General features: G+C 73.0%; 23 protein-coding genes and 1 pseudogene. 7 read left to right on the forward strand and 17 right to left on the reverse strand.

Annotation, left to right across the window (positions count from 1 at the left end; translation table 11 throughout):
- Nucleotides 1-89 precede the first annotated feature (89 nt).
- Entirely contained in the window at nucleotides 90-362 is a 273-nt protein-coding gene (locus tag ACZ51I_RS26495; protein ID WP_468880424.1) for a hypothetical protein, read from the reverse strand.
- A 322-nt stretch (nucleotides 363-684) separates the two neighbouring features.
- Between ACZ51I_RS26495 and ACZ51I_RS26500 the strand changes: the two genes are divergently transcribed.
- The gene (locus ACZ51I_RS26500; protein ID WP_468880426.1) at nucleotides 685-1,659 is read left to right on the forward strand and encodes a protein kinase domain-containing protein; all 975 of its coding nucleotides are present in this window, start codon (nucleotides 685-687) and stop codon (nucleotides 1,657-1,659) included.
- Here the strand turns inward: ACZ51I_RS26500 and ACZ51I_RS26505 are convergent.
- On the reverse strand, nucleotides 1,643-2,449 hold the full coding sequence (locus ACZ51I_RS26505) for an SGNH/GDSL hydrolase family protein (protein ID WP_468880428.1): 807 nt from the start codon (nucleotides 2,447-2,449) through the stop codon (nucleotides 1,643-1,645). The two genes, ACZ51I_RS26500 and ACZ51I_RS26505, sit on opposite strands and share 17 nt — an antisense overlap.
- 204 nt (nucleotides 2,450-2,653) lie before the next feature.
- Between ACZ51I_RS26505 and ACZ51I_RS26510 the strand changes: the two genes are divergently transcribed.
- Nucleotides 2,654-3,778 carry a DUF5925 domain-containing protein gene (locus tag ACZ51I_RS26510; protein WP_468880430.1) on the forward strand — a complete coding sequence of 375 codons (1,125 nt, stop codon included), beginning with the start codon at nucleotides 2,654-2,656 and terminating at the stop codon, nucleotides 3,776-3,778.
- Nucleotides 3,779-3,784: 6 nt separating this feature from the next.
- Here ACZ51I_RS26510 and ACZ51I_RS26515 read toward each other — a convergent pair whose 3' ends face one another.
- Nucleotides 3,785-4,159 carry a GntR family transcriptional regulator gene (locus tag ACZ51I_RS26515; RefSeq protein ID WP_468880433.1) on the reverse strand — a complete coding sequence of 125 codons (375 nt, stop codon included), beginning with the start codon at nucleotides 4,157-4,159 and terminating at the stop codon, nucleotides 3,785-3,787.
- Nucleotides 4,160-4,233: 74 nt separating this feature from the next.
- On the opposite strand from ACZ51I_RS26515, the gene ACZ51I_RS26520 reads away from it, so the two are divergent.
- Nucleotides 4,234-5,157, forward strand: coding sequence for a GNAT family N-acetyltransferase (locus ACZ51I_RS26520; RefSeq protein ID WP_468880435.1), 924 nt, complete (start codon nucleotides 4,234-4,236; stop codon nucleotides 5,155-5,157).
- Nucleotides 5,138-5,623, forward strand: a complete 486-nt coding sequence (locus ACZ51I_RS26525; protein ID WP_468880437.1) for a ribonuclease FAU-1 family protein — start codon at nucleotides 5,138-5,140, stop codon at nucleotides 5,621-5,623. The genes ACZ51I_RS26520 and ACZ51I_RS26525 overlap by 20 nt, the downstream gene beginning before the upstream one ends.
- Nucleotides 5,624-5,632: 9 nt before the next feature.
- On the opposite strand, the gene ACZ51I_RS26530 is transcribed toward ACZ51I_RS26525, so the two are convergent.
- Nucleotides 5,633-6,043 carry a DUF6299 family protein gene (locus ACZ51I_RS26530; RefSeq protein ID WP_468880440.1) on the reverse strand — a complete coding sequence of 137 codons (411 nt, stop codon included), beginning with the start codon at nucleotides 6,041-6,043 and terminating at the stop codon, nucleotides 5,633-5,635.
- Nucleotides 6,044-6,226: 183 nt separating this feature from the next.
- Here ACZ51I_RS26530 and ACZ51I_RS26535 point away from each other — a divergent pair.
- Together ACZ51I_RS26535 and ACZ51I_RS26540 are read left to right on the forward strand one after the other, a co-directional pair.
- A pseudogene (locus tag ACZ51I_RS26535) lies at nucleotides 6,227-6,431 on the forward strand (two-component system response regulator); the annotation flags it as partial.
- Nucleotides 6,432-6,592: 161 nt separating this feature from the next.
- Nucleotides 6,593-7,567 (forward strand): lytic polysaccharide monooxygenase auxiliary activity family 9 protein, encoded by a 975-nt coding sequence (locus tag ACZ51I_RS26540; RefSeq protein ID WP_468880442.1) that lies wholly within the window; start codon nucleotides 6,593-6,595, stop codon nucleotides 7,565-7,567.
- Here the strand turns inward: ACZ51I_RS26540 and ACZ51I_RS26545 are convergent.
- The 3 genes from ACZ51I_RS26545 to ACZ51I_RS26555 form a co-directional block, all read right to left on the reverse strand.
- On the reverse strand, nucleotides 7,564-8,433 hold the full coding sequence (locus tag ACZ51I_RS26545; protein ID WP_468880445.1) for an esterase/lipase family protein: 870 nt from the start codon (nucleotides 8,431-8,433) through the stop codon (nucleotides 7,564-7,566). The two genes, ACZ51I_RS26540 and ACZ51I_RS26545, sit on opposite strands and share 4 nt — an antisense overlap.
- 168 nt (nucleotides 8,434-8,601) lie before the next feature.
- Nucleotides 8,602-9,561, reverse strand: a complete 960-nt coding sequence (locus ACZ51I_RS26550; protein ID WP_468880447.1) for a DNA polymerase Y family protein — start codon at nucleotides 9,559-9,561, stop codon at nucleotides 8,602-8,604.
- Nucleotides 9,558-12,992: a DNA polymerase III subunit alpha gene (locus ACZ51I_RS26555; protein WP_468880450.1), complete on the reverse strand. Its 3,435-nt coding sequence runs from the start codon at nucleotides 12,990-12,992 to the stop codon at nucleotides 9,558-9,560. The genes ACZ51I_RS26550 and ACZ51I_RS26555 overlap by 4 nt, the downstream gene beginning before the upstream one ends.
- Nucleotides 12,993-13,141: 149 nt before the next feature.
- Here ACZ51I_RS26555 and ACZ51I_RS26560 point away from each other — a divergent pair, with 149 nt between their 5' ends.
- The gene (locus ACZ51I_RS26560; protein WP_468880453.1) at nucleotides 13,142-14,185 is read left to right on the forward strand and encodes an ABC transporter permease; all 1,044 of its coding nucleotides are present in this window, start codon (nucleotides 13,142-13,144) and stop codon (nucleotides 14,183-14,185) included.
- A 59-nt stretch (nucleotides 14,186-14,244) separates the two neighbouring features.
- Here ACZ51I_RS26560 and ACZ51I_RS26565 read toward each other — a convergent pair whose 3' ends face one another.
- The 10 genes from ACZ51I_RS26565 to ACZ51I_RS26610 form a co-directional block, all read right to left on the reverse strand.
- Entirely contained in the window at nucleotides 14,245-15,126 is an 882-nt protein-coding gene (locus tag ACZ51I_RS26565) for a S1 family peptidase (RefSeq protein WP_468880456.1), read from the reverse strand.
- A gap of 48 nt (nucleotides 15,127-15,174) precedes the next feature.
- Complete coding sequence (locus ACZ51I_RS26570) at nucleotides 15,175-16,029, reverse strand: S1 family peptidase (RefSeq protein WP_468880459.1); 855 nt, start codon at nucleotides 16,027-16,029, stop codon at nucleotides 15,175-15,177.
- A gap of 211 nt (nucleotides 16,030-16,240) precedes the next feature.
- The gene (locus tag ACZ51I_RS26575; protein ID WP_468880462.1) at nucleotides 16,241-17,029 is read right to left on the reverse strand and encodes a DUF1684 domain-containing protein; all 789 of its coding nucleotides are present in this window, start codon (nucleotides 17,027-17,029) and stop codon (nucleotides 16,241-16,243) included.
- Between the two features lie 5 nt (nucleotides 17,030-17,034).
- The gene (locus ACZ51I_RS26580; protein ID WP_468880465.1) at nucleotides 17,035-18,336 is read right to left on the reverse strand and encodes an NtaA/DmoA family FMN-dependent monooxygenase; all 1,302 of its coding nucleotides are present in this window, start codon (nucleotides 18,334-18,336) and stop codon (nucleotides 17,035-17,037) included.
- Entirely contained in the window at nucleotides 18,333-19,349 is a 1,017-nt protein-coding gene (locus ACZ51I_RS26585) for an LLM class flavin-dependent oxidoreductase (RefSeq protein ID WP_468880467.1), read from the reverse strand. The genes ACZ51I_RS26580 and ACZ51I_RS26585 overlap by 4 nt, the downstream gene beginning before the upstream one ends.
- 255 nt (nucleotides 19,350-19,604) lie before the next feature.
- On the reverse strand, nucleotides 19,605-20,579 hold the full coding sequence (locus tag ACZ51I_RS26590) for an ABC transporter substrate-binding protein (protein WP_468880469.1): 975 nt from the start codon (nucleotides 20,577-20,579) through the stop codon (nucleotides 19,605-19,607).
- Nucleotides 20,580-20,612: 33 nt separating this feature from the next.
- Entirely contained in the window at nucleotides 20,613-21,443 is an 831-nt protein-coding gene (locus ACZ51I_RS26595) for an amino acid ABC transporter ATP-binding protein (RefSeq protein WP_468880471.1), read from the reverse strand.
- Complete coding sequence (locus ACZ51I_RS26600) at nucleotides 21,440-22,330, reverse strand: amino acid ABC transporter permease (RefSeq protein ID WP_468880474.1); 891 nt, start codon at nucleotides 22,328-22,330, stop codon at nucleotides 21,440-21,442. Before ACZ51I_RS26600 ends, ACZ51I_RS26595 begins: the two co-directional genes overlap by 4 nt.
- Nucleotides 22,331-22,377: 47 nt before the next feature.
- Nucleotides 22,378-24,183 (reverse strand): FAD/NAD(P)-binding protein, encoded by a 1,806-nt coding sequence (locus ACZ51I_RS26605; RefSeq protein WP_468880477.1) that lies wholly within the window; start codon nucleotides 24,181-24,183, stop codon nucleotides 22,378-22,380.
- Nucleotides 24,180-25,028: an amino acid ABC transporter permease gene (locus ACZ51I_RS26610; protein ID WP_468880479.1), complete on the reverse strand. Its 849-nt coding sequence runs from the start codon at nucleotides 25,026-25,028 to the stop codon at nucleotides 24,180-24,182. The genes ACZ51I_RS26605 and ACZ51I_RS26610 overlap by 4 nt, the downstream gene beginning before the upstream one ends.
- Nucleotides 25,029-25,114 lie beyond the last annotated feature (86 nt).

Consider the following 25,114-nt stretch of genomic DNA (forward strand, 5'->3'; position numbering starts at 1 on the left):
AGCGGGACGACGGCGCTCCGGGTACGACTGAACGCCGGACGGGTGGGGACACGTCCGGCGAGGTCGCGATCCGGGGCCTGCGGGCGGCCTTAGCGGCGCGTGCCGAAGAGCGAGCGGCGCAGTCGGCGGAGCGGGGCGAAGAGCGAGACCCGCGCGCTGCGGCTGCGGTGACCGTGCACCGGCACCTCGTGCGTACGCGTCGTCAGTTCCCGCATGAGCAGCGTCGCCTCGGCCACCTCGCGCTGGGGCACGGCGGGGCCGCCGAGCACCGCGAGATGGCGGTCGAGTCGCGAACTGGTCGCGCTGCTCCCGCAGGTGATGGCAGGCACTCGCGGCCTGCTGCGCATTGCTATCTGTTCCATGTCACTCCCCACCCGTACAAGGGCACCCGGCCCGGGCAGGTTAACCCTATCGCTCCACAGTGACACCCGTGTATCCCGCCTGCGCGATTCCACGCACTCGTACGGGGGTTGACGGTCACTGTCCGAATCCATCTGATTCCAGGGCGAGTTGGACAGCGCTCGAACACCTGCCGAACCATCACGAACCATCCTGCACCCCGGACCGCCGTGCACGGACACGCGGACCGATGTGATCTCCGCCACCAAGATCGTCCGGACCGGCCTCCCGCCGGAACCGCGCGGAACCGGAGCCCCGGGGACGCCCCTCGGCTACCGTGGGTCCATGACGGTGATCGCGGGTCGTTACCGGCTTCTCGACGTCCTCGCCGAGGGGGCGACAGACACCGTCTGGCGTGCCCTGGACGAGACGGACCGCCGCGAGGTGGCGCTCAAGGAGTTCCGCGCCCCCGCCGGACTGCCGGCGGACGACGTTCCCCTGTTGTACGCGCGGCGGGAGCGCGAGGCGCGCGCCGCCGCCCGGATCTCCCACCCCTCTGTCGTACGGGTCCTCGCCGTCGCCACCGAGGACGGCCGGCCCTGGGTCGTGACGGAGCTGGTGCGCGGTCTGACCCTCGCCGAGACCCTGGACGCGGGCGGTCCGCTGCCCGCGCGCGAGGCCGCTCGCGTCGGCGCGGAGGTCCTCGCCGGTCTGCGGGCCGCCCGGGAGGCGGGCGTACCGCACCGGGGGGTCGGGCCGGGACAGGTGATCCTCGCGAACGACGGGCGGGTCGTCGTGACCGGCTTCGGCGGCGGACCGGACGACGACGGTACGGATCCGGAGGCGGACCTGCGCTCCCTCGGGGCGCTCCTGGAGGCGGCGGCCGACGACCGGTCGGGGCCTCTGGGGCAAGTGATCGACCAACTGCGCCACGCAGAGCCGACCATGACGTTCGATCAGCTTGAACGGGAGCTGCGCCGGCTGGCCGGGGGTGGCACGCGGCGGACGGAGGCGGAGCCGGTGGGGGCTTCCGCCCCTCCCCGGACCGGGCACGGCGACGATGGCGACACCGGTACGCGGTCCGGGCCGCCGCCGGCGCCGTCCCGCGAGGCGGGGCCGACGCGGGCAGCGCCCCGCCGGGGGCCCGTCCTGGTGGCCGGGGTCGTCGGGGCGCTGCTGATCGCGGGTGTGCTGACGTATCAGGCGGTACGGGACGAGGGGCCGGGTACCGGGCCGGGGCCGGGCGGTGTCACGAGCACCGCTCCGGCGGGGACCGGTGCCCCGGGCGCCGGCGGCGGGCCGGTTACACCACGCTCCTGAAGGAGGGCAGGTAGCCGCCGGACTGGCCGGCGGCGGTCGGGTGGTACGACTCGCCGATGTTGAGCCAGTTGACGCTGTGGAGCCAGGCGGAGCCCGAGCAGATCTCGTGTCCGGTGAAGGCGGGGACGACGCTGGCGAAGGTGAAGCCGTGGTCGGCGGCGCGCTTGGCGACGGCCGCGTTGAGGTAGTCGGAGGCGCCGTTGATGGCGCTGCGCTCGTTCTCGCTCAGGCCGGCGATGCAGCTGCCGCTCATCTGGTAGAAGCGCGGGTAGCCGAGGACGACGACGTGGGCGGCGGGCGCCTTGCCGCTGATGGCGTCGTAGACGGAGTCGAGCTTGCCGGGGAGCGTGGTGTCGACGTAGGCCTTGGCCTGATTCACGCGGTTGATGCAGGTGGCCTCGGACTGAAGCACACAGGTCGTCATGACGTCGGCGAAACCGGCGTCATTTCCCCCGATCGTGATGGACACCAGGTCAGTGGCGGCCGACAGGGGTCCGAGCTGATTCGCGGTCACATCACCCGTTCGGGCGCCCGAGCAGGCGGTGAAGGCGAACGAGGACGGGGCGTTCGCGTTCTTCCACAGCACCGGATACGCCTTCGTGGAGCGCTTGCAGTCGCCGCTCGCGCTGTCGTAGCTCCCGGAGCCGACACCGGAGGAGTACGAGTCCCCCAGGGCCACGTAGTCGAGTGCGGCGGTCTCGGCGGCCTGGGCCGCGCCCGCTCCGGTGAAGGCGAGGACGGCGCCGAGCAGGAGAGAGGACGAAAGGGCGGCAATTCGGGACAGTCTCATGGAACCTCCCTGTAGCAGAACCTCTGCGCTACCAGGTAGTAGCATCGGATCCGGCCCACCGGAAGTGTTCATGTCAAAACTGGGGGTGAAGACCCTCCGATCCTCCGTCAGGGACCGTCGATATCAAGCCACTCCGGGCGGCCGCGACGACGGGTCCCGGGCGGCCCGCAAAACCCCGTGCGCCGCCCCTGCGCTTGCCGGATCATGGGCGCCATGTCCGAGACCCCCTCCGTCATCTCCCCCCAGCGGCAGCCCGCGTCGCTCCCCGTCGTCGTCAACCTCGACGACGGCGATTCGCCCGGGGACGTCCTGGACGCGCTGTTCCTCGACCGCTTCGCGACCGGGGAGCAGCCGCACGCGCACAGCACCACCCTCGACCGGGCGAAGGCCGACGCGACGCTGCTCCCGGAGGGGGCGCGGGTGCTGCGGGCCGCGAAGGACGACGACCGCAGCTCGGTGCTCGCCGAGGGCGAGGGCTGGACGCTCCTCTCCTCCCGCTGGAACGCGCGTGCGCACGTGACCGTCACGGCGACCGACCCGGAACTGGCGCGGCGGATCCTCACCGAGGCCACGGCCGGGGCGAAGGACGAGCCCGAGCCGGAGCCCGACGACGTGACGATGGGCTTCTGGTACGTGGCTCCGCAGCGCGGTCCGCGTCGTATGACCCGCAGGATCAGCGCCGGGACCTGGGAGGAGGTCCGGCCCAACTACGCGGCGCCGGTGGCCGAGTCGATGGACCGGCTGATGAAGGTGACCCCGGAGGACGTCACCGGCCGGCTCCTGCTGCTGCACGGCCCGCCGGGCACGGGGAAGACCTCGGCGCTGCGGACGCTGGCGCGGGCGTGGCAGGACTGGTGCCAGGTGGACTGCGTGCTCGACCCGGAGCGGCTCTTCAACGACATCGGCTATCTGATGGACATCGCCATCGGCGAGGACGACGGCACGCCGAAGGAGCGCTGGCGGCTGCTGCTCCTGGAGGACTGCGACGAGCTGATCCGAGGCGGGGCGAAGCACACGGCGGGGCAGGCCCTGTCTCGGCTCCTGAACCTGACGGACGGACTGCTCGGCCAGGGGCGCAACGTCCTGGTCGGGGTCACCACCAACGAGGACCTGGAGCGGCTGCATCCGGCGGTGGTCCGGCCGGGCCGCTGCCTGGCGCGCATCGAGGTCGGGCCGCTGAGCCGGGCCGAGTCGGTGGAGTGGCTCGGCCGCGAGGAGGGTGTGCCGCGCGAGGGCGCGACGCTGGCGGAACTGTTCGCACTGCGCCGCGGCACGCCCTCGGCGGACCTCCCGGAGCCCCGCACGGCGGGTGCGGGGCTCTACCTGTAGCGGCCGTCAGTCGTCGTACGCCGCCCGCAGGGCCTCGTTCAGCGCCGCCTCCGCGGCCTCGCGGCTGAGGCCCAGCCGGCGGGCCTCCTCGGCGTACTGGGCGGCGGCGGTGGCGGCCCGGCGGGTCGCCGCGTCACCGGCGGCGGCGACGAAGGTGCCGTGGCGCCCGCGCGTCTCGATGACTCCGTCCGCCTCCAGCGCCTTGTACGCCTTGGCGACCGTGTTCGCGGCGAGGCCCAGCTGCTCCGCGAGCCCCCGTACCGTCGGCAGCTTGTATCCGACCGGCAGTCCGCCCGATCGGGCCCGCTCGGAGATCTGGGCACGCAGTTGTTCGTAGGGAGCGGTAGTGGATCCATGGTCCACAGCGATGGTGAGTGTCACCCCGCCGATTCTGCCCCCACCCCACCGGAAAATGGGAGGCGGCGGTGCGCCCCGCGCCCGTAGCGTGCGCCCACATGACTGTGATCGTCCGTGATGTACGGCCCCAGGACGCCCAGGGCTTCGCCCGGGTCCGCCGGGCAGCGCTCCCCTTCATGCTCGCCACCGCCGAGCAGCTCACCTTCGACTGGGCACACGCCCACCCCGACGGCCACAACCGCCCGCTGGTCGCCGTGACCGGGGACGGCCTGGTCGTCGGGACCGCCCAGGTGGGCATCGCCCACGAGGCCGCGAAGCCCGGCATCGGCTACGCCAACGTGTATGTGGATCCCGCGCACCTGGGTCTCGGCGCGGGGACGCTGCTGCTGCGCGCCGCCGAGGAGTACCTCGCGGAGCGGGGCGCGCGGACGCTGTACAGCTGGGTCCTGGACGAGCCGGCGAACCGCGCGTGGGCCGAGCGCCGGGGCTACGCGCCCAGCCGTTCCGCGCACTTCCTCCGGCTCGATCTGGCGACGGCGGAGCTGCCGCCGCTGCAGGAGCCGCCGGCCGGTGTCGAACTGCGCACGGCGGAGGACTTCGCGGCCGATCCCCGGCCGCTCTTCGAGCTGGACGCGGTGACGTCGGCGGACGAGCCGGGCGACGTGGGCGTGGAGCTGGACGACTACGCGCACTGGCGGGAGACCACCTGGGAGCATCCGCTGCTCGACCGGGCGCTGACGACGGTCGCGGTGGTGGACGGCGTACCGGCGGCCTTCACCGCGGCGCAGACGGACGGTCTGGGCCGGTACGCCTCGGGGATGACCGGCACCGCGCCGGCGTTCCGGGGCCGTGGGCTCGCGAAGCTCGCCAAGAACACGTCCCTGCACCGGGCCAGGGCCGCGGGCTGTGTGGAGGCGTTCACGGGGAACGACGCGGGGAACGGGCCGATGCTGGCGATCAACGAGTGGTTCGGTTACGAGATCGGGGCGACGGAGGTGCGCCATGTCCGGACGATCGGTTGAGGTCACCCTGACGAAGGCGGGCCGGACGAAGATCCGTTACCCGGCCGAGGTGCTGACGGACGAGGGCGCCAGGCTCTCGGTGCGTGCCCCGTGGGCGGCCGAGGGGGTGCGGGACTTCGGCTTCGTGCGGTTCGAGCCGGGTGACGTGTTCGTGGAGCACTACTGGCGCGACCGCTGGTTCACGGTCAAGGAGGTGTGGTCGGCCGACGGCGCCCTGAAGGGCTGGTACTGCGACATCACCCGGCCGGCCGTGATCGAGGGCTCCGGGGTGGTGGTCGAGGACCTGGACCTGGACCTGTGGGTGTCGGCGGACGGCAGCGAGGTGCTGCGGCTCGACGAGGACGAGTTCGCGGCGAGCGGTCTCGCCGCCTCCGACCCGGAGGCGGCGGCCCGTGCGGTGGTGGCCCTCGACGAGCTGGAGGTACTCGGCCGGGAGGGCCTGATCGACCTGCTGCGGCAGGGCTAGGGGCTACGCCTAGCGCAGTTCGACGTCGGCTTCCTCGGCGGCGAGGAAGCCGGGCAGCGGCAGGCCCGACTCCCCGGCCGTGAGCTGCATGAGGGCGGCCTCCACCCGGGCGGCGCCCGGACGGTAGCCGGGCTCCTTCACGACGGCGCTGTTCGTCCAGGTGTGGAGGTGTCCGTCGCAGACGGCGCGGGTGCCGCCGATCCCGGCGGAACGGTTCCCCTGCTCAAGGGTGGCGGTCACGAAGACGGGGCCCTCACTGTCGTCGAGGCAGCGGTACGTGCCGGAGACGGTGACCGTCGCGTCGGTGGCGAGGGTGCCGTACTCGTCGACGGTGAGGCCGTCGGCCCCTCCCGCGTGGGCGAGAGGGGCGACGGCGGCGCTGAGCAGGGCTGCTGCGGCGAGGACGAGTCGGACGCGCATGGGTGGGGGTCCCTTCGGGGGGTGGGGGGAAGGTGCTGCCCGCCAGGCATACCGGATCCGGCCGCCTACGGGCCGAATCTCACCCCATCGGGGGCGAGTTGAGGCAGTCGCCGCGCATACGGTCGTACGGTCCTCACGCCGCCGCGCGACGGCTCGCCGTGTTCCCTCACCAACGGCCGGGCCGGCAGGACCGCCCACCCGGCCGACCTGGCCGACTCCGTCCTCCGGGCCCATCCGGAGGACCTCTCGGCCACGGAGTGCGCCGAAGCCCCTCTCCCCCGTGAGCGCCCGCCGCCGCCTGGAGTACTTCGCGGAGACGGGCCGCGCGGAAGTCACCCTCCGCCACGGCGGCACGGGTCGCCCGGAACACCGCTACCGAGGGCTGGGGCAGGGCCTGTCCGGCCGCGATCCGGCGGGCAGGCCCCGGCTGTTCCTCAGCCTCCTCTTACGCCCGCCTTAACGCGGCCCTAAAGGCCGTCGTCCGCGCTTCTCCCGGGGCTAGTTTGCTCGGCAACCCCACACGCACCCTCATGAAGGAGTTGTCCCCCCATGACCTCTCGCCGTACGGCCACGGCCGCCGCCACAGCCGCCCTGGTCCTGTCCGGGCTCGCCGTCGCGCCCGGTGCCTTCGCGCACGGGTCGATGACGGATCCGGTGAGCCGGGTCGCGGCCTGTTACGCGGAGGGGCCCGAGGCGCCGAAGTCGGCGGCGTGCAAGGCGGCCGTGGCGGCGAGCGGGGCGCAGGCGTTCTACGACTGGAACGCGGTGAACATCGCCGACGCGGCGGGGCAGCACAGGCGGTTGATCCCGGACGGCAAGCTGTGCAGCGCGGGCAACGACAAGTACCGGGGGCTCGATCTGGCGCGGGCCGACTGGCCGGCGAGCGGCATGACGTCCGGTGCGCACACCTTCCGGTACAAGGGGACCGCCCCGCACAGGGGGACCTTCGCGCTGTACGTGACGAAGGACGGCTACGACCCGACGAAGCCGCTGACGTGGTCGGACCTGGAGGACGAGCCGTTCGCGACGGTGACCGATCCGGAGATGCGGGACGGCGAGTACGTGTTCCGGGGGACCGTGCCCGTGAAGTCCGGCCGTCATCTCATCTACTCGATCTGGCAGCGCTCCGACTCCCCCGAGGCGTTCTACACCTGCTCCGATGTCGTGTTCGGGCAGGACGGCGGTGGTACGGCCCCGACATCGGCCGCTCCCGCCCCGACCGCCTCCGCGCCGACCGAGGAGCAGGTCGAGGACGGCGCGGACAAGTCCACGGTCGAGCACGGCGGGCACAGCGGCCACGGGGGTGGCGAGGGCGGTGACGCGGCGGTGACCACCGCGCCGCCCACCCACAAGCCGTCCGCCAACGCGCCCGCCCCCGACGCCGGTTCGGCCCCGGGTGTGGAGCTGGCGGAGACGGGCGGCGACGCCACCACCCCGTACCTCGCGGTCGGTGGCGCCGCCGTGCTCGCGCTCGGTGCGGCAGTGCTCTTCGGGACGGCCCGGCGGCGCCGGACCCGGGGCTAGCCCACCACCGACAGACAGGTGGTCGGGGTCGCGTGGGCCGGGTCGAGGGCGTTGGCCACCTCGTGGAAGGCGACCCGGTCCACCGTGCCGATCGCCACGTGCTCGGAGAGGTCGAGCGCGCACTTGTCCTGGATGAGGACGTTGGTGACGTTCGGGCCGGTCAGGAACTGGGAGCGGTACGGGGTGACGACCTCGTCGTACTGGCTCGCGATGACGTGGTAGCGGACCCCCGGCACGGTGTCCCCGCCCTCGTTGAGCTTGGTGATGAAGGCCGAGCCGGCGATCTGGTCGGCGAGGCCGGGGGTCGTGGAGCTGATGACGTCCTCGGCGCCGGGGAAGTACGGCAGGAGCTTGGTGAGGCCGAGCAGGGTGGTGCCGTGGTTGTCGGGGGCGATGCCGACGAGCGTGTTCACCTTGTCGGCCCCGCCGAGGAACTTGAGGTACCAGCGGGGCATCATGCCGCCCTGCGAGTGTCCGACGAGGTCGGCCTCGGGGGCGCCGGTGGCGGCGAGGACCCGGTCGACGTAGGTGCCGAGCTGGCCGGCGGACGCGGCGATGGGGCCGAGCCCGTGGAAGAGGGGCACACCGGGCAGCTGGCCGTAGTCGAGCGAGAAGACGCAGTACCCCCGGTCGACCAGATAGGGGGCGAGGGTGAGCCAGTTGTCCCACGAGTTCCCGAAGGTGCCGTGGACGAGGACGACGGGGCGGGGGTGGGCGGCGGACGGCTTGCAGGAGAAGTCGTTCCAGCCACGGCTGGAGGCGGCGTCGGCCTGCGCGGCGGCGGTGGGGGCGAGGGTGGCGGCGGCGGTCAGCAGGAGGACGGACAGCGCTCTGACGGCGCGTTTCCAGGACTTCGCGGACAGCATCGGGCGATCTCCTTGCGGCTCAAGGGGAAAGTGGGGGTGCTGTGCCCTGCGGTCCGGACCACAAGTGGGGATGCTCTCCAGCCAAGCTACGCACCGGTAGCCACGGCTGGGAAGTTACGCGTCGGTAAAAAACTGATGTGTCGTCACGAGACGTCGACGAGCGGGCGGTCAGGCCGCCAGCGAGCCCGGGAGGATCGCCCGCGGGCCGAACTTCGCCCGTGCCCGGTCCGCCACCGCCTCGATCCGCCGGGTCTTCTCGTCCGCCGGGTCCAGGGACAGCTGGTGCGCGGCCCCCTCGGCGTCCGCCAGGCCCTCGGCGCGCAGGGCGATGCCCCGGACCCGGGCCCGCTGGAGGCCGAGGGAGTCGTGGATCGCGTATGCGAGAGCGGTGAGCGCGGCCGAGTGGGCGGTCGCTTCGGGCAGGGTACGGCTCCGGGTCGTGGTGCTGCGGTCGGCGTACCGCACGGTGACCGCGAGCGAGCGGCAGACCTGGCCCTCGGTCCGCAGCCGGGCGCCCAGCTCGCCGGCGAGCGAGAGGAGGGCCCTGCGCTGCTCGGTCCGGTCGGTCTCGTCGCGCGGGAAGGAGCGCTCGGCGGCCATCGACCGGGAGACCGCGTTCGGGACGACGGCGGTGCGGTCGATGCCCCGCGCCCTTTCCCACAGCTCACGGCCGGCCTTCGCGCCGACGAGCCGCTGGAGCACGGCGAGCGGCGCGTCGGCGACGCGGCCCGCCGAGTCGAGTCCGTAGCCGCAGAGGGTACGGGCGGTGGCGCGGCCGACGCCGTCGAGGGCGACGACCGGCCGGTCGCGCAGGAAGGCGGCCGGGTCCTCGACGACCAGGGTGGCACCGGGCCGGGCCTCACGGGCCGCGAGCCGGGCCAGCATCGGGTTGGGTCCGGCGCCGATGACGCAGTCGACGCCGTACAGGGCGAGCGCGCGGACCCGGATGACCGAGGCGAGTTCGGCGGGGGTCCGGCCGAAGTAGCGCAGTGCGCCGCGCACGTCGGCGAGCGCCTCGCAGGGCGGGGCCGCCTCGACGACGGGGGTGAACTCGCGGAGCAGGTCGACCAGTCGGGGCAGTACCGCTTCGTCCGTGGATTCCAGCCGGAATCGTACGCAGAGGATCATCCCGCGCTCCCGGGGCTGCTGTGCCAGAGCTTCCGCGCCGGCGTGGTGGTGCCTTCCCCGGCCGGCTGGAGGTCGGCCCAGGGGTTCATCTCGTAGCCGGTGGACATCGTGATGCGACGGCCGTTGTCGGTGCTTCCGGCGACGGGTGCCGTTTCGGCGAGCCGCTCCCCCACCGCGTCCAGGCCGCCGGAGGCGCGCAGTTCGACCAGTTCGGCGAGGTTCCAGGCGGCGGAGCCGACGACGCTGAGGCTGCGCGGGCCGCGGCGCTGGACCACGCCCCGGACGAGCAGCAGCCAGGAGTGGAAGATGGTGTGGGCGCACGCCGCGTGGGCGTCGTCGAAGAAGGCGAGGTCGACCAGGCCGGTGCCGTCGTCGAGGGTGGTGAAGATGACGCGTTTCCCGGAGCGGATGGGCGGGGTCTGGGTGGCGGCCTTGGCTCCCGCGACGAGGACGGTCTGGCCGTGGGTGGCGGAGCGCAGCCGCTGGGCGGAGACGACGCCGAGTTCGCGGAGGAAGGCGTGGTGGTCGCTCATGAGGTGGCGGGAGGCGTCCATGCCGAGGATGCCGAGTTCGGCGCTGAGCCGTTCGGTCTCGTCGAGGTCGGGCAGGCCGACGGGGGCGGTCTTCCCGCCCTGGGCGAGCGGGAGTTGACCGCCGTGGGAGGCTGCTCCCCGGTGGACGCGGCGGAGTTCGGTGAGGTGGAGCAGCAGGTCGCGGCGGTTGGCGCCGAAGGCGTCGAGCGCGCCGACCTGGGCGAGCCGTTCGGCGACGGGGGTGCGGGGGCGGGCCCGCTCCCAGAAGTCGAGCAGGGAGGCGTAGGGCTGTCCGTTCTCGATGCGGGCGCTCTCGGCCTCGCTGATGCCGTGGACGTCGCCGAGGCCGAGCCGCAGCCCCCAGAGCACCGGTGATTCAGACACCAGTTCGATACGGTGGGCGACCGCCGAGCGGTTCACGTCGAGCGGCAGCACCGGCACCCCCCGCCGCCGGGCGTCCGCGAGCAGCAGCCGCTTGGGGTACATGCCGGGATCGTGGGTGAGCAGCCCCGCGTAGAAGGCGGCCGGGTGGTGCGCCTTGAGCCAGGCCGACTGGTACGTCGGCACGGCGAAGGCGACCGCGTGCGCCTTGCAGAAGCCGTACGAGCCGAAGGCCTCGACGATCTCCCAGGTGCGGGCGACAACCTCGTCGGCGTACCCCCGGGCCGAGGCCCGCGCGGCGAACCAGAGCTTGATCCGGCCCTGCGACCCGGGGTCCGAGAGCCCGCGCCTGGCCTGGTCGGCCTCGGCCCGGTCGCAGCCGGTCATGATCCGTACGATCTCGATGATCTGCTCGTGGAAGACGACCACGCCGTACGTCTCCCTCAGGGTCTCCTCCAGGTCGGGGTGCGGATAGCGGACGGGGGCGCGGCCGTGCCGGGCCTCGATGAAGGGGCGGACCATGTCGGCGGCGACCGGTCCCGGCCGGAAGAGCGAGATGTCGACGACGAGGTCGTGGAAGGTCGCGGGCTGGAGCCGGCCGACCAGGTCGCGCTGGCCCGGGGACTCGATCTGGAAGCAGCCGAGGGTCTCGGTGGAGCGGATGAGGCGGTACGTCTCGGGGTCGCCGTCCGGGACGGCGTCGATGTCGGGCCGGGTCCCGGTGGCGCGCTCGACCTCGGCGACGGCGTGCGCCATCGCCGACTGCATGCGGACGCCGAGGACGTCGAGCTTGAGCAGTCCGAGGTCCTCCACGTCCTCCTTGTCGAACTGGGACATGGGGAACCCCTCGCCACTGGTGGGCACCACGGGGGTACGGGTGAGCAGCGAGGCGTCCGAGAGCAGCACTCCGCAGGGGTGCATGGCGATTCCGCGCGGCAGCGCGTCGAGCGCCTCGACCAGCTCCCAGAGCTTCCCGTACTTCTGCTTCTCGCCCGCGAGTTCGCGCAGTTCGGGCAGTTCGTCGAGGGCGGCGAGGGCGTCCCGGGCGCGGATGTGCGGGAAGGCCTTGGCGATCCGGTCGGTCTCGGCCGGGTCCAGGGAGAGGGCCGCACCCACGTCCCGTACCGCGTGGCGGACCCGGTAGGTCTCGGGCATGGAGACGGTGGCGACCCGTTCGGCGCCGAAGCGGTCGATGATCGCCCGGTAGACCTCCAGGCGGCGGGCGGACTCCACGTCGATGTCGATGTCGGGCAGGGCGGTGCGGCGCTTGGAGAGGAACCGCTCCATCAGCAGGCCGTGCTCGACGGGGTCGGCGTGGGCGATGCCGAGGAGGTGGTTGACGAGGGAGCCGGCGCCGGAGCCGCGGGCGGCGACGCGGATGCCCATGGACCGGACGTCGTCGACGACCTGAGCGACCGTCAGGAAGTAGGTGGCGAAGCCGTGGTGGGCGATGACGTCCAGCTCTCGGTGCATCCGGTCCCAGTAGTCGCGCCGCTTCTCGTACCCCTTGAGGACCATGCCGGCGGCGGCCCGGGAGGCGAGGACGCGCTGGGCGGTGCGGTACTCCGCGCCGACGAGGTACGGCTCCGGGAAGTGCGCGGAGCCGATGCCGAGGTCGTCCTCGGGGTCGACCAGGCACGCGGCGGCGACCTCCGCGGTCCGGTCGAGCAGCCGGTGGGCGGCGTCCCGGCGGAAGCCGGCGGCCTCGACGATCCGCTCGGCGGCGGCCAGCATGCCCTCGGGGCCGTCGGCGCCCTTGAGCCAGGCCTCTCCGCTGTCCAGCTCCTTGCGGGGGTCGACGGGGACGAGGCGGCGGGCGGAGTCGAGGACGTCGGCGACCGGCCCCTGGCCGGGGTCGGCGTAGCGGACGGCGTTGGCGATGACGGGCCGGACGCCCTGCTCGGCGGCGAAGCCGACGGTGCGGGCGGCGAGCCGCAGGGAGCCGGGTCCGGCGCCGGCGCGACCGTGGTGGACGGCCTCCAGGCACAGGGCGTCGCCGTACCGCTCGCGCCAGGGGGCGAGCAGCCGGGCGGCCCGGTCGGGGCGGCCGGCGGCGAGGGCGCGGCCGACGTCGGAGGCGGGACCGAGCAGGACGGACACGCCGTCGCCGTCCAGGGCGGCCCGGGGCAGCAGGGGGTGTTCCCCTCCCCCGGCGTGGGCGGCGGTGACCAGTGCACAGAGGGTGGCCCAGCCGGTGCGGGAGCGGGCGAGGAAGAGGGCGCGGGGCGCGGACTCGTCGACGAAGGCCCCGCCCCGGACGGGCACCCGGCGGGCGGACCCCCGCTCGACGGGGGCCTCGTGGGCCTCGTACGCCAGGTCCACGCCGAACAGCGGGCGGACACCCTCCTTCTCGCACGCCTTGGCGAAGCGGATGGTGCCGGAGAGGGTGTCGCGGTCGGTCAGGGCGAGCGCGTCCATGCCCCGCTCGGCGGCGCGGGCGGCGAGACGCTCGGGGTGCGAGGCGCCGTAGCGGAGGGAGTAGCCCGAGGCGGTGTGCAGGTGCGTGAACCCTGGCATGGCCGGTGCACCTCCCGCACTCGCATCGAATTCGTACGTACGTTCCCACCCCCTCGCTTCCACCTTAGCTCACTTTCGAACGTTCGTGCGATAACCCGTTCGGCCCCATCCCACCTGCGGAAACGTCCTCCGCCCCGGAGCGTGGGGGCATGAGTCTCGTCGATGAACTGAAAAGCGCCGTCACCCCCCGAGCCGCCCTGCTCGTCGTGGGCGTCTTCGCCCTCCAGCTCCTGTTCATCGCCTCGTACGTCGGGGCCCTGCACCATCCGAAGCCGAAGGACGTGCCCTTCGGCGTCGTCGCCCCGCAGCAAGTCTCGGCCCAGCTCGTCGGGCGGCTGGAGCGGCTCCCCGGCACGCCCGTCGACCCCCGCGCGGTCGCCGACGAGGCCGAGGCGCGGAAGCAGATCATGAACCGGGACATCGACGGCGCCCTGGTCGTCGACCCCGCCGGCCGCACGGACACCCTGCTCATCGCCTCCGGTGGCGGCACCGTGCTCTCCTCCGCCCTCGGCGCGATCTTCACCAAGGTGGAGGGGGCCCAGGGGCGCACGGTACGGACGGTCGACGTGGCCCCCGCCTCGGCGCAGGACTTCGACGGACTCTCGGCCTTCTACCTGGTCGTGGGGTGGTGCGTCGGCGGGTACATCTGCGCCGCGATCCTGGCGATCAGCGCGGGCTCCCGGCCCGCGAACCGGGAGCGCGCGATCATCCGCCTCGGGGTCCTGGCGCTCTACTCGGCCCTCGGCGGTCTCGGCGGCGCGCTCATCGTCGGCCCCGTCCTCGGCGCCCTGCCCGGCAGCGTCGCGGCCCTGTGGGGGCTGGGGACCCTGGTGGTCTTCGCGGTGGGCGCCGCCACCCTCGCCCTGCAGTCGGTGTTCGGGATCGTCGGCATCGGCCTGGCGATCCTGCTCATCGTGATCGCGGGCAACCCGAGCGCGGGCGGCGCGTTCCCGGCGCCGATGCTGCCCCCCTTCTGGCGGGCGATCGGGCCCGCCCTGCCGCCGGGCGCGGGCACCTGGGCGGCGCGCTCGATCGCGTACTTCAAGGGCAACGACATGACCGCCTCGATGCTGGTCCTCTCGGCCTGGGCGGTGGTCGGCTCCGCGGTCACCCTGGTGCTGTCCTCGCTGAACCCGAAGCGGAGGCCGGAGGCGGAGCCGATCGCCGAGGAGGTGGGCGAGGTCCGCGCGTAGGGCCACCCACGGAGCAGGCCCCCGCCGGAGGGCGGGGGCCTGCTCGGCGTGGGCCGGGATCAGAAGACGTTGACCCCGTAGGCGCTCAGCGCCTCCGTCACGGGCTGGAAGAAGGTCGTCCCGCCCGAGGAGCAGTTGCCGCTGCCGCCCGAGGTGAGACCGATCGCCCGGCTCCCGGAGTAGAGCGGGCCGCCGGAGTCGCCGGGCTCGGCGCAGACGTTGGTCTGGATCATGCCGTAGACGATGTCGCCGCCGCCGTAGTTCACGGTGGCGTTCAGGCCGGTCACCGTGCCGCTGTGGATGCCGGTGGTGGAGCCGCGGCGGGTGACGGACATGCCGACGGTGGCGTTGGCGGCGCTGGTGATGTCGACGCTGCCGACCGTGCCCGACTTGGTCACCGAGGTGTTGGTGTAGCGCACGATGCCGTAGTCGTTGGTCGGGAAGCTCGACCCGGCGGTGCTCCCGAGCACGGTGGTGTGCGAGGAGTTGGACCACCAGGTGCCCGCGCCGTCGGTGCAGTGGCCGGCGGTGAGGAAGTAGTAGTTCCCCGCGCTGTCCTTGACGTTGAAGCCGAGCGAGCAGCGCCAGCTGCTCGCGTAGATGGCGTCGCCGCCGGAGATCAGCTTGTTGAAGGTGCCCGGGGTGCGCTCGATGCGCAGTGCGCCGGCGTTGGCCCCGGCCTGGCGCTTGATCTTGGCGATCTCGGCCTGGGAGACGGTGGAGTCGGCCGTGACGACGAGTTCGCCGGTGGCGGTGTCGACGCGCCAGGCGGTGCCGGCCACGTCGGCGGCGAGGACGGCGTCGCTCGCGGCGGAGAGCTGGGTGGCGCTGAACGTCTGCGCGGTGCCGGCGCTCGCGGTGGGGACGCCGAGCGTCGCGGCGGCGGCGACGAGGCCGGCGGTGAGGGCGAGCAGCCGGAACTTCTTGGTGGGGGTGGTCACTTCTTGTTCCTCCTGTGGGGGTGGGGGATCAGCGGTGTCCGTGCGGGATCAGAGGAGACTGACGTTGTACTTGGCGAGGGCCTCGGGCACCGGCTGGAAGAAGGTGGTGCCGCCGGTGGAGCAGTTGCCGCTGCCGCCGGAGGTGAGGCCGAGCGCCTTGGTGCCGTCGTAGAGCGCGCCGCCGGAGTCGCCGGGCTCGGCGCAGACGTTGGTCTGGATCAGGCCCTTGACCGTGCCGCCGCTGGAGTAGTGGACGGTGGCGTTGAGCCCGGTGACCGTGCCGCCGCGGGTGCCGGTGGTGGAACCGGAGCGCTTGACGGACTCGCCCACGTAGGCGTCGGCGGCGGTGAAGCCGCCGGTGTGGGCGAGCGAGGCGTTGTCGTAGCGGACGAGGGCGTAGTCGTTGCCGGGGAAGCTGGACCCGACGGTGGCGCCGATCAGGGTGGACTGCGCCGAGTTGGCGTACCAGGTGTTCACCACGTTGCCGCAGTGGCCGGCGGTGAGGAAGTAGTACGTGCTGCCGCTGCGGACGTTGAAGCCGAGCGAGCACCGGTAGCCGTTGCCGTAGATGGCGTCCCCTGCCGCGAGCAGGGGCTTGAAGACGCCGGGTGCGCGCTCGACGCGGAGGGCTGCCGCGTCGGCGCCGGCCTGACGTCTGATCTTCGCGAGACCGGCGTCGGTGACGGTGGAGTCGGCGGTGACGACGACGCGGCCCGCGGCTCTGTCCACGTACCAGGCGGTGCCGCCGACCCCGGCGGCCTCGACGGCGGCGTCGGCGCGGGCGAGCTGGGCGGCTGCGGCGGGGCCGGGTACGGGGGCGGCCTGGGCGCCGGGGAGTCCGAGGGCGGTCGCGGCGGCGAGACCGACGGCGACGGCGAGCAGGCGGGTGCGGGTGTTCCTCACTGTGCTCCTCACTGTTCTCCTTCTGGGAAAAGCGGAGGGGCCCGTGGGTGGCAGGCCCGTGAGGCGCCATCAGGTGACGTGTTCCTGACATGCACCGCCTGTGATAGTGGCCCTCCCGGAGCGGACGCACAAGACCGCCGCACGCGGGGACGCCCCCGGCCGTGGTGGCAGGGGGCGCCCCTCCTCCGTACGACCGGGGGAAACGGCCTGTTCAGGCCGGGTTCAATCGCCGCTCCCCCGCCGCCACCGCGGTGTGGAGCGTGTTCCCTGGCGGCGGGAAGGGGCAGATGAAGTGGTCGGCGAAGGCGCACGGCGGCAGCAGCGCGCGGTTGAAGTCCACCGTCACCGAGCCGTCCGCCGCCGGCGCCGGAGGCCGCAGGAAACGGAAGCGGTAGCTGTCCCGGCCGCTGGTGGCGTCCGCGAAGACCGCCCAGAGGGAACCGTCCTCCTCGACGGCCACCTGGAGGACGAGCTCGCCGCCGTCCAGCTCGAAGAGCAGCTCCCCGGCGAGGCCGAGGCCGCGCTCCCGGCCGTCGGCGTTCTCCACCCGTACGCTGCGCGTCCGCGCGTACGGACGGAACACACCGGGCACCACCCAGCGCGCGTCGTACGGGGTGGCCTCGATGCCCCGGAAGGCGCGGCGCGCCTCCGCGTCCGGGTCGAAGTCCCGCACGGCCCACAGCCCTTCGCGGCGCAGCACCACGAGCCGCCGGCCCGCCGACTCGACCCGGGACTCGTGGATCGGGCCGTGGTCGGCGGTGAGCCGGACCGTGCCGGTGAAGGGCTTGCCGTCGACGGTGAGTCCGTCCTCGGCGCCCGCCGTCAGGACCACCTCGTCGCCGTCCTCCCGCCACTCGCCGGGAATGGCCGGAACGCGCCCCTCGGGGTGGTCCGCGAGCCAGTGGGTGCCCGTGAGGGAGAGCGGGCCGTACGAGGAGGCGACCGCGGCCTCGCGCTGCTCGTGCCAGTGCTGCCAGTCCTGCTGTGGATCCGTGCTCATGGTGTTCAACCTTTCCATACGGGCTCGGGAAGCCCGAGATGCGACCGCAGCGTGGTGCCCGCGTACTCCGTACGGAAGACCCCGCGCTCCTGGAGCAGCGGGACGACCCGGTCGACGAAGTCGTCGAGGCCGCCGGGGGTGAGGTGGGGGACGAGGATGAAGCCGTCGGCCGCGTCGGTGGCGACGGACTCCTCCAGGGCCGCCGCGACCGTGGCCGGGGAGCCGACGAAGGACTGCCGGCTGCCGGACTCGATGACCGTCTGACGGATCGACAGGCCCTTGGCCTCGGAGAGCGCCCGCCACTTTCTCGCCACCCCGACCGGGTCGGCGACCCGTACCCGGCCCTGGACGAGTGTGGAGTCCGGGTCAGGGTCGACGTCCGGAAGCGGCCCGTCGGGGTCGTAGCCGGACAGGTCGCGGCCCCAGACCTGTTCGAGCGCGAGGATCGCGTTCTGCGGGGAGACCTGCTGACGGCGGATCTCGGCCGCCGCCTCCTGCGCGTCGGCGTCGGTGTCGCCGAGGACGTACGTCACTCCCGGCATGATCTTCAGGTCGCCGGGGTCCCTTCCGTACCGGGCGAGCCGCCCCTTGACGTCGGCGTAGAACTCCCGGCCGGCCTCCGGCGTCGAGTGCCGGGTGAAGATCACATCGGCGGCCGAGGCCGCGAACTCCCGCCCCTCGGCCGAGTCCCCGGCCTGGATGACGACCGGCTGCCCCTGCGGGGAGCGGGATACGGGGAACTCGCCCTCGATCCGGAACTGCGGCCCGCTGTGCGCGAAGGGCCTCTGCTCGCCGCCTGGGGTCCAGGAGTCCCACAACTCACGTGCGGTGGCAAGGAATTCGGCGGCCCGCGTGTACCTCTCGGCCCGGTCCAGGTAGCCGCCGCGCCGGAAGTTCTCGCCGGTGAAGGCGTCGGACGAGGTGACCACGTTCCAGGCGGCCCGACCCCCGCTCAGGTGGTCGAGCGAGGCGAACCGCCGGGCCAGTTCGTACGGCTCGTTGAAGGTGGCGTTGACCGTGGCGGCCAGACCGAGCCGGTCGGTGACGGCCGCGAGGGCGTTCAGGACGGTGATGGACTCGGGCCGGCCGACGACGTCCAGGTCGTGGATGCGCCCCGCGTGCTCGCGCAGCCGCAGCCCCTCTGCCAGGAAGAAGAAGTCGAAAAGACCCCGCTCGGCGGTCCTCGCCAGATGCTCGAACGAAGAGAAGTCGATCTGCGACCCGGACCGCGGATCGGCCCAGACCGTCGTGGAGTTGACGCCGGGAAAATGCGCGGCGAGATGAACCTGCTTCCTGCCCCGGCTCATACGCCTGCCCCCGTCGTCGCGTACTGACTGACCGGCCGGGCGAGTCCCAGATGACCGCGGAGGGTGGCGCCCTCGTAGGCGGCACGGAACAGCCCACGCTCCCTGAGCCGGGGCACGGTCTCCCCGGCGAACCGCTCCAGGTCCCGCTCCGGCACGGCCGGTACCAGGTGGAAGCCGTCGACCGCGCCGCCCCCGTGCCAGCCGTCGATCAGCGCGGCGAGCGCCCCGGGCCCGCCCTCGTACGCGTCGAGATCAACGGTCAGCGAGAGCAGGACGCGCAGCTGCCCGGGGTCCCGGCCGTGGGCGCGGGCCCCTTGGCGCAGTTCGGCGCGGAGGGCGGCGGCCTCCTCGGCGGAGGCGGCCCTGATCAGGGCCACGTCGGCGTGGTGGGCCGCGGTCTCCCGGGCGGCCGGGCGGGTGGCGTCGACGACGGTCACCGGATGGCCCTGCGGGGGCCGGGGCACGATCGAGGGGCCCTTGACCGAGAAGGTCGCCCCTTGGAAGTTCACATGGTGCAGCTTGCGGCGGTCGATGAACCGTCCGGTCGCCACGTCCCGTATCTCGGCGTCGTCCTCCCAGCTGTCCCACAACTTCCGGGAGACCTCGGCGACCTCGCCCGCCTCCTGCCAGAGCTCGGCGGTGGGCGGCGCGGACCGGCGGCCGACGAGCCGGGCCTCGGCCCCCGTCGGTGAGACGGCGATCCGCCAGCCCGCCCGGCCCCGGCTGACCCAGTCGAGGGTGGCGACGGCGGCCTGGACGTGGAAGGGCTCGGTGTGGGTGGTGGTGACGGTCGGCACGAGACCGACGGAGCGGGTCTCGGGGGCGATCCGGGCGAGGACGGCGAGCGCGTCGAGGCCGGGTCCGGCGAAGGAGTCGTCGTGGGTGACGAAGTCGAGCGCGGCGCCCTCGGCGAGCCGGGCGAGCGCGACGGTACGGCCGGCGGTGCCGGGCCCGGCCCGCCGGGAGCCGGGAGCGATCTCGGCGGCGAGGTGGAGTTGTCGGGTGCGGGTCATACGGGTCTCTCCATACAGGGCTCGGTACGGGCCGGTGGACAACGACGGCGGGAGGGGACGGGGCCGGAGCGGGGGAGGTGGTGTCCGGACGTAAAAGCGTCTTGAACTCGCGCGAAGCGCGGTGAGACGCAGTCCGGACACCACCTCCCCCGCGGAGGCCCCGGCCCCGGCGGAACCGGCGCGGGCCGGGTGCGGCCCCGGCACGGCCCGGGTGCGGAACGCGACCCGCACCCGGGACGGGACGGCCCGCGGCGGTCAGTTCTTGGTGCGGGGCAGACCGGGCGGGTTGATCTCGGACTTCGCCACGGCCTCGCTGCCCAGCCCCCACCGCTTGAGGACCTGCGCGTAGGTGCCGTTCTCGACGATGTGGTCGATCGCGGCCGCGTAGGCGGCGACCAGGCCGCTGTCCTTCTTGGTGGTGGCGGCGATCTTGCCCTGGAGCCCGGCGCCCGCTCCGGAGAACTTGCCCACGGCCTCGGTCTGGCCGGCGGAGGCCACGTGGTAGGCGACGGTGGGGTTGGGGCCGAGGTAGCCGTCGATCCGGCCGGACTGGAGGGCGAGGTAGTAGTCGGTGGTGTTGTCGTAGTACTTGATGTCGACGCCCTTGCGGCCGGCCTTCTCGTTCTGCCGGGACCAGTCGACGAGGATCTTCTCCTGGTTGGTGCCGCTGCCGACGGCGATCCGCTTGCCCGACACGTCCTCGGGTCCCTTCACGGTCCAGCCGGAGCCCTTCTTCGCCTCGAAGGCGAGGTCGTCGAGCCGGTAGGTCGCGAAGTCGTACTTGTCCTTGCGCTCCTCGGTGACGGTGACGTTGGAGAAGACGGCGTCGTACTTGCCGCTGTCCAGGCCGACGAAGAGGTTCTCCCAGGAGACCGGGTTGAACTCGGGCTTCAGGCCGAGGGTGTCGGCGACGAGGGTGGCGAGGTCGACCTCGACGCCGATCAGCGTCTTGTCGTCGGTGGCGCGGAAGGCGAGCGGCGGGTTGCTCTTGGCGGAGACGCCGAGGACGAGGGTGCCTCTCTTGCGGACGGACTCGGGCAGCTTGCCCGCGATCGCGTCGACCTTGGCGGTGTGGACGCGGTTCTGGTTCGGGCCGACGTTGATGCCGGTGTCCTTCTGGCCCTCCGGCTTGATCTCGCCGATGGCGGCGTCGCCGGAGCCGCAGGCGGTGAGGACTCCGAGGGCGGTGAGCGAGGCGAGGGCGGTGAGGACGGCGCGACGGGTCTTCATGGCGTGCTCCTGATGGGTGTGTGAGAGAAGAGGTCAGAGAACCTTGGAGAGAAAGGCGCGGGTCCGCTCGTGGCGCGGGTTGTCGAGCACCTCGGCGGGCGGCCCCTGCTCGACGATCCGGCCCTCGTCCATGAAGACCACGGTGTCGGCGACCTCGCGGGCGAAGCCGATCTCGTGGGTGACGACGATCATGGTGGTGCCGGAGGCGGCCAGGTCCTTGATGACGTCGAGGACCTCGCCGACGAGTTCGGGGTCGAGCGCGGAGGTCGGCTCGTCGAAGAGGAGCAGGCTCGGTTCCAGGGCGAGCGCGCGGGCGATGGCGACCCGCTGCTGCTGCCCGCCGGAGAGCTGCTTGGGGTACGCCTCCGCCTTGTCGGCGAGTCCGACGCGCGTCAGCAGCTTCCGGGCCGCGGCCTCGGCGTCCTTGCGGGGGCGCTTGAGGGCCGAGACGGGCGCCTCGACGATGTTCTCCAGGACGGTGAGGTGCGGGAAGAGGTGGAAGTTCTGGAAGACGAAGCCGATCCGGGTGCGCTGCTTGAGGATCTCGCGTTCGCGCAGCTCGTAGAGCTTGTTCCCGGAGCGGCGGTAGCCGACGAGGACGCCGTCCACGCCGACCGTGCCGCTGTCGACCTTCTCCAGGTGGTTGATGGTCCGCAGCAGGGTGGACTTGCCGGAGCCCGAGGGGCCGAGGACGACGGTGACCTCGCCGGCCCGCACGTCGAGGTCGATGCCGCGCAGGACGTGGAGGGCGCCGAAGCGCTTGTGGACGCCCCGGATCTCGACCTTGGCCGTGGTGACGGACCCCTCGGCGGGCTCCTCGGCGGAGCCGGCGGCGCGGCCGGCGGTCTTGGTGACGGAGCTCATCGGACGCTCCCCTTCGCGTAGTGGCGTTCGACGTAGTGCTGGACGACGGAGAGCGCGGTGGTGAGCAGGACGTACCAGGCGGTGGCGACCATGAGGAGCGGGACGACCCGTCCGTTGCGGCCGTAGACGACCTGGACCTGGTAGAAGAGTTCGCCGATCGCCATGACGGAGACGATCGAGGTGCCCTTGAAGAGCGAGATGATCTCGTTGGCGGCGTTGGGCAGGATCGAGCGCATCGCCTGCGGCAGCACGACCCGCCGCACCTGGCGGAGCCTGGGGATGCCGAGGGAGGCCGCCGCCTCCAACTGGCCTTCGTCGACGGCGAGTACGCCGCCCCGGACGATCTCCGCCGCGTAGGCCGCCTGGTGCAGGGCGAGCCCGAGGACGGCGGCGCTCATCTCGCCGACGAGGCCCATCGTGTCGAAGGAGAGGAAGCTCGGCCCGAAGGGGATGCCGATGCTCAGCTCCTTGTAGAGGTAGGCCAGGTTGAACCAGAAGAGCAGCTGGACGATGAGCGGGATGGAGCGGAAGGCCCAGATGTAGCCGAAGGCGACCGACCGCAGGAACGGGCTGGCGGACAGCCGCATGAAGGCGAGCACGATGCCGATGGCGAAGCCGAGCGCGGTGCCGTAGAAGGTGAGCTGGAGGGTGACCCAGACGGCGTGCAGGATCGTCTCGGTGGTGAAGAAGGCGGCGAAGACGTCCCATTCCCAGCCGGGGTTGGTGACGAGCCCGTGGACGAACTGGACGAGCAGGACGGCGGTAGCGGCGACGGCCACCCAGCGCCAGGGGTGGCGCACGGGGACGACCACGAGTGCGGCGGGTGGTGACGTGGTGGGAGCGGCGGGTGGGTCCTTCACACCGGCTTCGGTACTGGTGAGAGACATGGCGGTTCCTCGGGAAGGGGTCGGGCGGCGGGAGGAGCGGCGCGGGGTCAGGCGCTCAGCCGGGCGGGGAGCCGACACTCCCGGTCGCGCAGGAAGGCCAGGGCGGCCCGCGCGGTGGCGTCGTTCTGCCCGAAGGCGACCCCGCCGGTACGGGGCCTGGTGAAGGCGCTCCCGGTGCGGGCGGTGGTGTGCGGGCCGAGGGCGAAGCGGCGCGGGTGCGGGCGCCCGTCGTGCTCCAGGAGCCGGCCGTCGACGGGGTCGACGACGAGGAGACCCCCGCTGGTGGCCCTGGTGCCCTCCTCGTACAGGGCGCGCAGCAGCGGGCTGCCGGTGAGCTCCAGGGTGGGGTCGGGGATCCGGGCCTCGACGAGGGCGCGGGCCTCGGTCCACTCCCCCGGCAGGGCGGCGGAGGCGGCGCGGAAGAGGCCGCGTTCCTCGTCGGTCTCGAGGGTGACCTGGGGTCCGAGGAAGCGGACGACGCCGGCGCGGGAGAGCGCGAGGAGCTGGCGGAGCCGGGGGCCGGGCGGCCCGGAGGCGAGATAGCTGAAGAAGCCGTGCCACCAGCTGCCCGGGTCCAGGCGCTTGCCGAGGCGCAGGAGCTGGCCGTAGACGGAGAGCAGGCCGGCGAAGACGGCGGCGTCGGGGCTGTGGGCGGGGTCGTGGCGGCGGGTCAGGTCCTCGGTGATGTAGTGGCGCAGGCCGTCCTGGAGGGCTTCGGCGGAGTCGTAGCGCAGGCCGGCCAGGGGCTGGTCGAGGGCGTCGAGGTCGAGCCGGTCGGCGGGGTCGGGGACGGCGGCGGCGACGACCGCGGCGAGTTCGGCCCCGCGCGGCGGGGCTTTCTCGTAGGCCTGCTCGAAGTCGCTCCAGGGGAGCGCGGTCCGCTCGGGGTGGGTGGAGAAGAGCCGGTGGTAGTGGGCCCAGCCGAGTTCCTTGTCGATGAGCGGCCACACGTCGCGCCGGAAGTCGACCGGCCCGGACCGCCTGAGCAGGGCGTCGGTCTGCTCGGGGCCGAAGAAGCGGGGCAGCGGGGGCCGTTCGCCGTCGAGGACGTAGCCGATCTTCGAGTGGTACGGGACGCCGCGGCGCGATCCGACGTGCAGCACCGGCTCCTTGCCGGAGGGCACGTAGACGAGGTCGTCGCCCTCGCCCTCGTACCGTCCGCCGCGGCCCTCGGTGAGCAGCACCATCAGGTCGACGAAGGCGAGGCCGAAGCCGCGGACGAGGACCGGCTCGCCGGCGGGGAGGGCGGCGAGGTCGGTGTCGGCGGTGAAGTCGGGCGGGAGGTGGACGAGCCCGTGGCGGGCGGCGAAGCCGGCCAGCTCCCGCTGCTCCCGGTCGGGTTCCGCGTCGAGGTGGCCGACGGTGAGGACGACGAGGTCGGCGAGGAGGGGGACGGCGGTGCCCTCCAGCCGGACCCGCTGGCGGCCGTCGCGGGGGCCGCTGATCCGCAGGGCGGTGGTGCGGTGCTCGTGGAGGGTGACGGAGGCGGGCAGGGCGGCGCGGGCCCGCTCGTACACCCAGCGCAGATAGGCGCCCTGCTGGGTGCGGGTGGGGAAGGCGCGGCCGTCGATGCCGGCCCATTCGGCGAGGGTGGGTCCGGGGCGGACGGGCCCTTCCAGGGCGACGGTCTCGTCGGTGAACATGGTGACGTCCTCGGCCTGGGAGTTCATCCAGAGCAGCGGGGACTGCGCGGTGCGCCAGATCCGGCCGGGGCCCGCCGGGTGCGGGTCGACGAGGTGGACGTCGAGGGGCTCGTCGCCGTACAGCCCGGGCAGGTTGGCGGCGAGCCGTTCGAGGAAGCCGGTCCCCCGCGGCCCGGCGCCCACGATCACCAGGGAGGGGCGCGGACTCATCGCGCACCGGCCGTTCCGCGGGCGTAGTGCCGCTCGACGTAGTACTGGCCGACGCCGAGTACCGAGGTGACGGCGACGTACCAGAGGGTGGCGACGAGCAGCAGCGGGATGATCTCGTACGTGCGGTGGTAGACGAGCTGGGTCGAGTAGAGCAGGTCCTGCACGGCGATCACGGAGACGATCGAGGTGCCCTTGAGGGTGCCGATCAGCATGTTCCCGGCGGGCGGGACGATCGCCCGCATGGCCTGCGGCAGCACGATCCGGGAGAGCCGGCGCCACCGGCCGAGGCCGAGGGACTGGGCGGCCTCGGTCTGGCCCCGGTCGACGGAGAGGATGCCGCCGCGGACGACTTCGGCGGCGTAGGCGGCCTCGTGCAGGGTGAGGCCGATGACGGCGACGGCGACGGGGCCGAGGAGGTTGACCGTGTTCACGCCGAGGATCTGGGGGTAGAGCACGCCGATGTTGAACCAGAAGAGCAGCTGGACCAGGATCGGGGTCGACCGGAAGAACCAGACGTAGCCCCAACTGACGGCGCCGAGAACGGGGTTGGCGGAGAGCCTGAGGACGGCGAGCAGGGTGCCGAACGCGAAGCCGAGGGCCATCACGAGGGCGGTCAGCCACAGGGTGAGGCCGAGGCCGCGCAGGACGGACGCCGAGGTGAAGTACTCGGCGACGACGTCCCACTGGAAGGCCTTGTTGCGGACGACCGAGACGAGCGCGAGCGCGAGCAGGACGAGGACGGCGCCGGCCGCGGTCCACTGGCCGGTGCGGCGGGCGGGGACGATACGCGGGGGCGGTTCGGCCGGCGGGGCCGTGGAAGGGGTTTTCACGAGGGTCGCGGACATGCGAGGGCTCCGTGGATGCCAGGGGGCGGATCGAACACGGGGGTGCGCCTTCACACGCGCTGAACGCGGATCCGGGCCCCTCAGCC

The organism is Streptomyces sp. NPDC034084, from assembly GCF_055575535.1.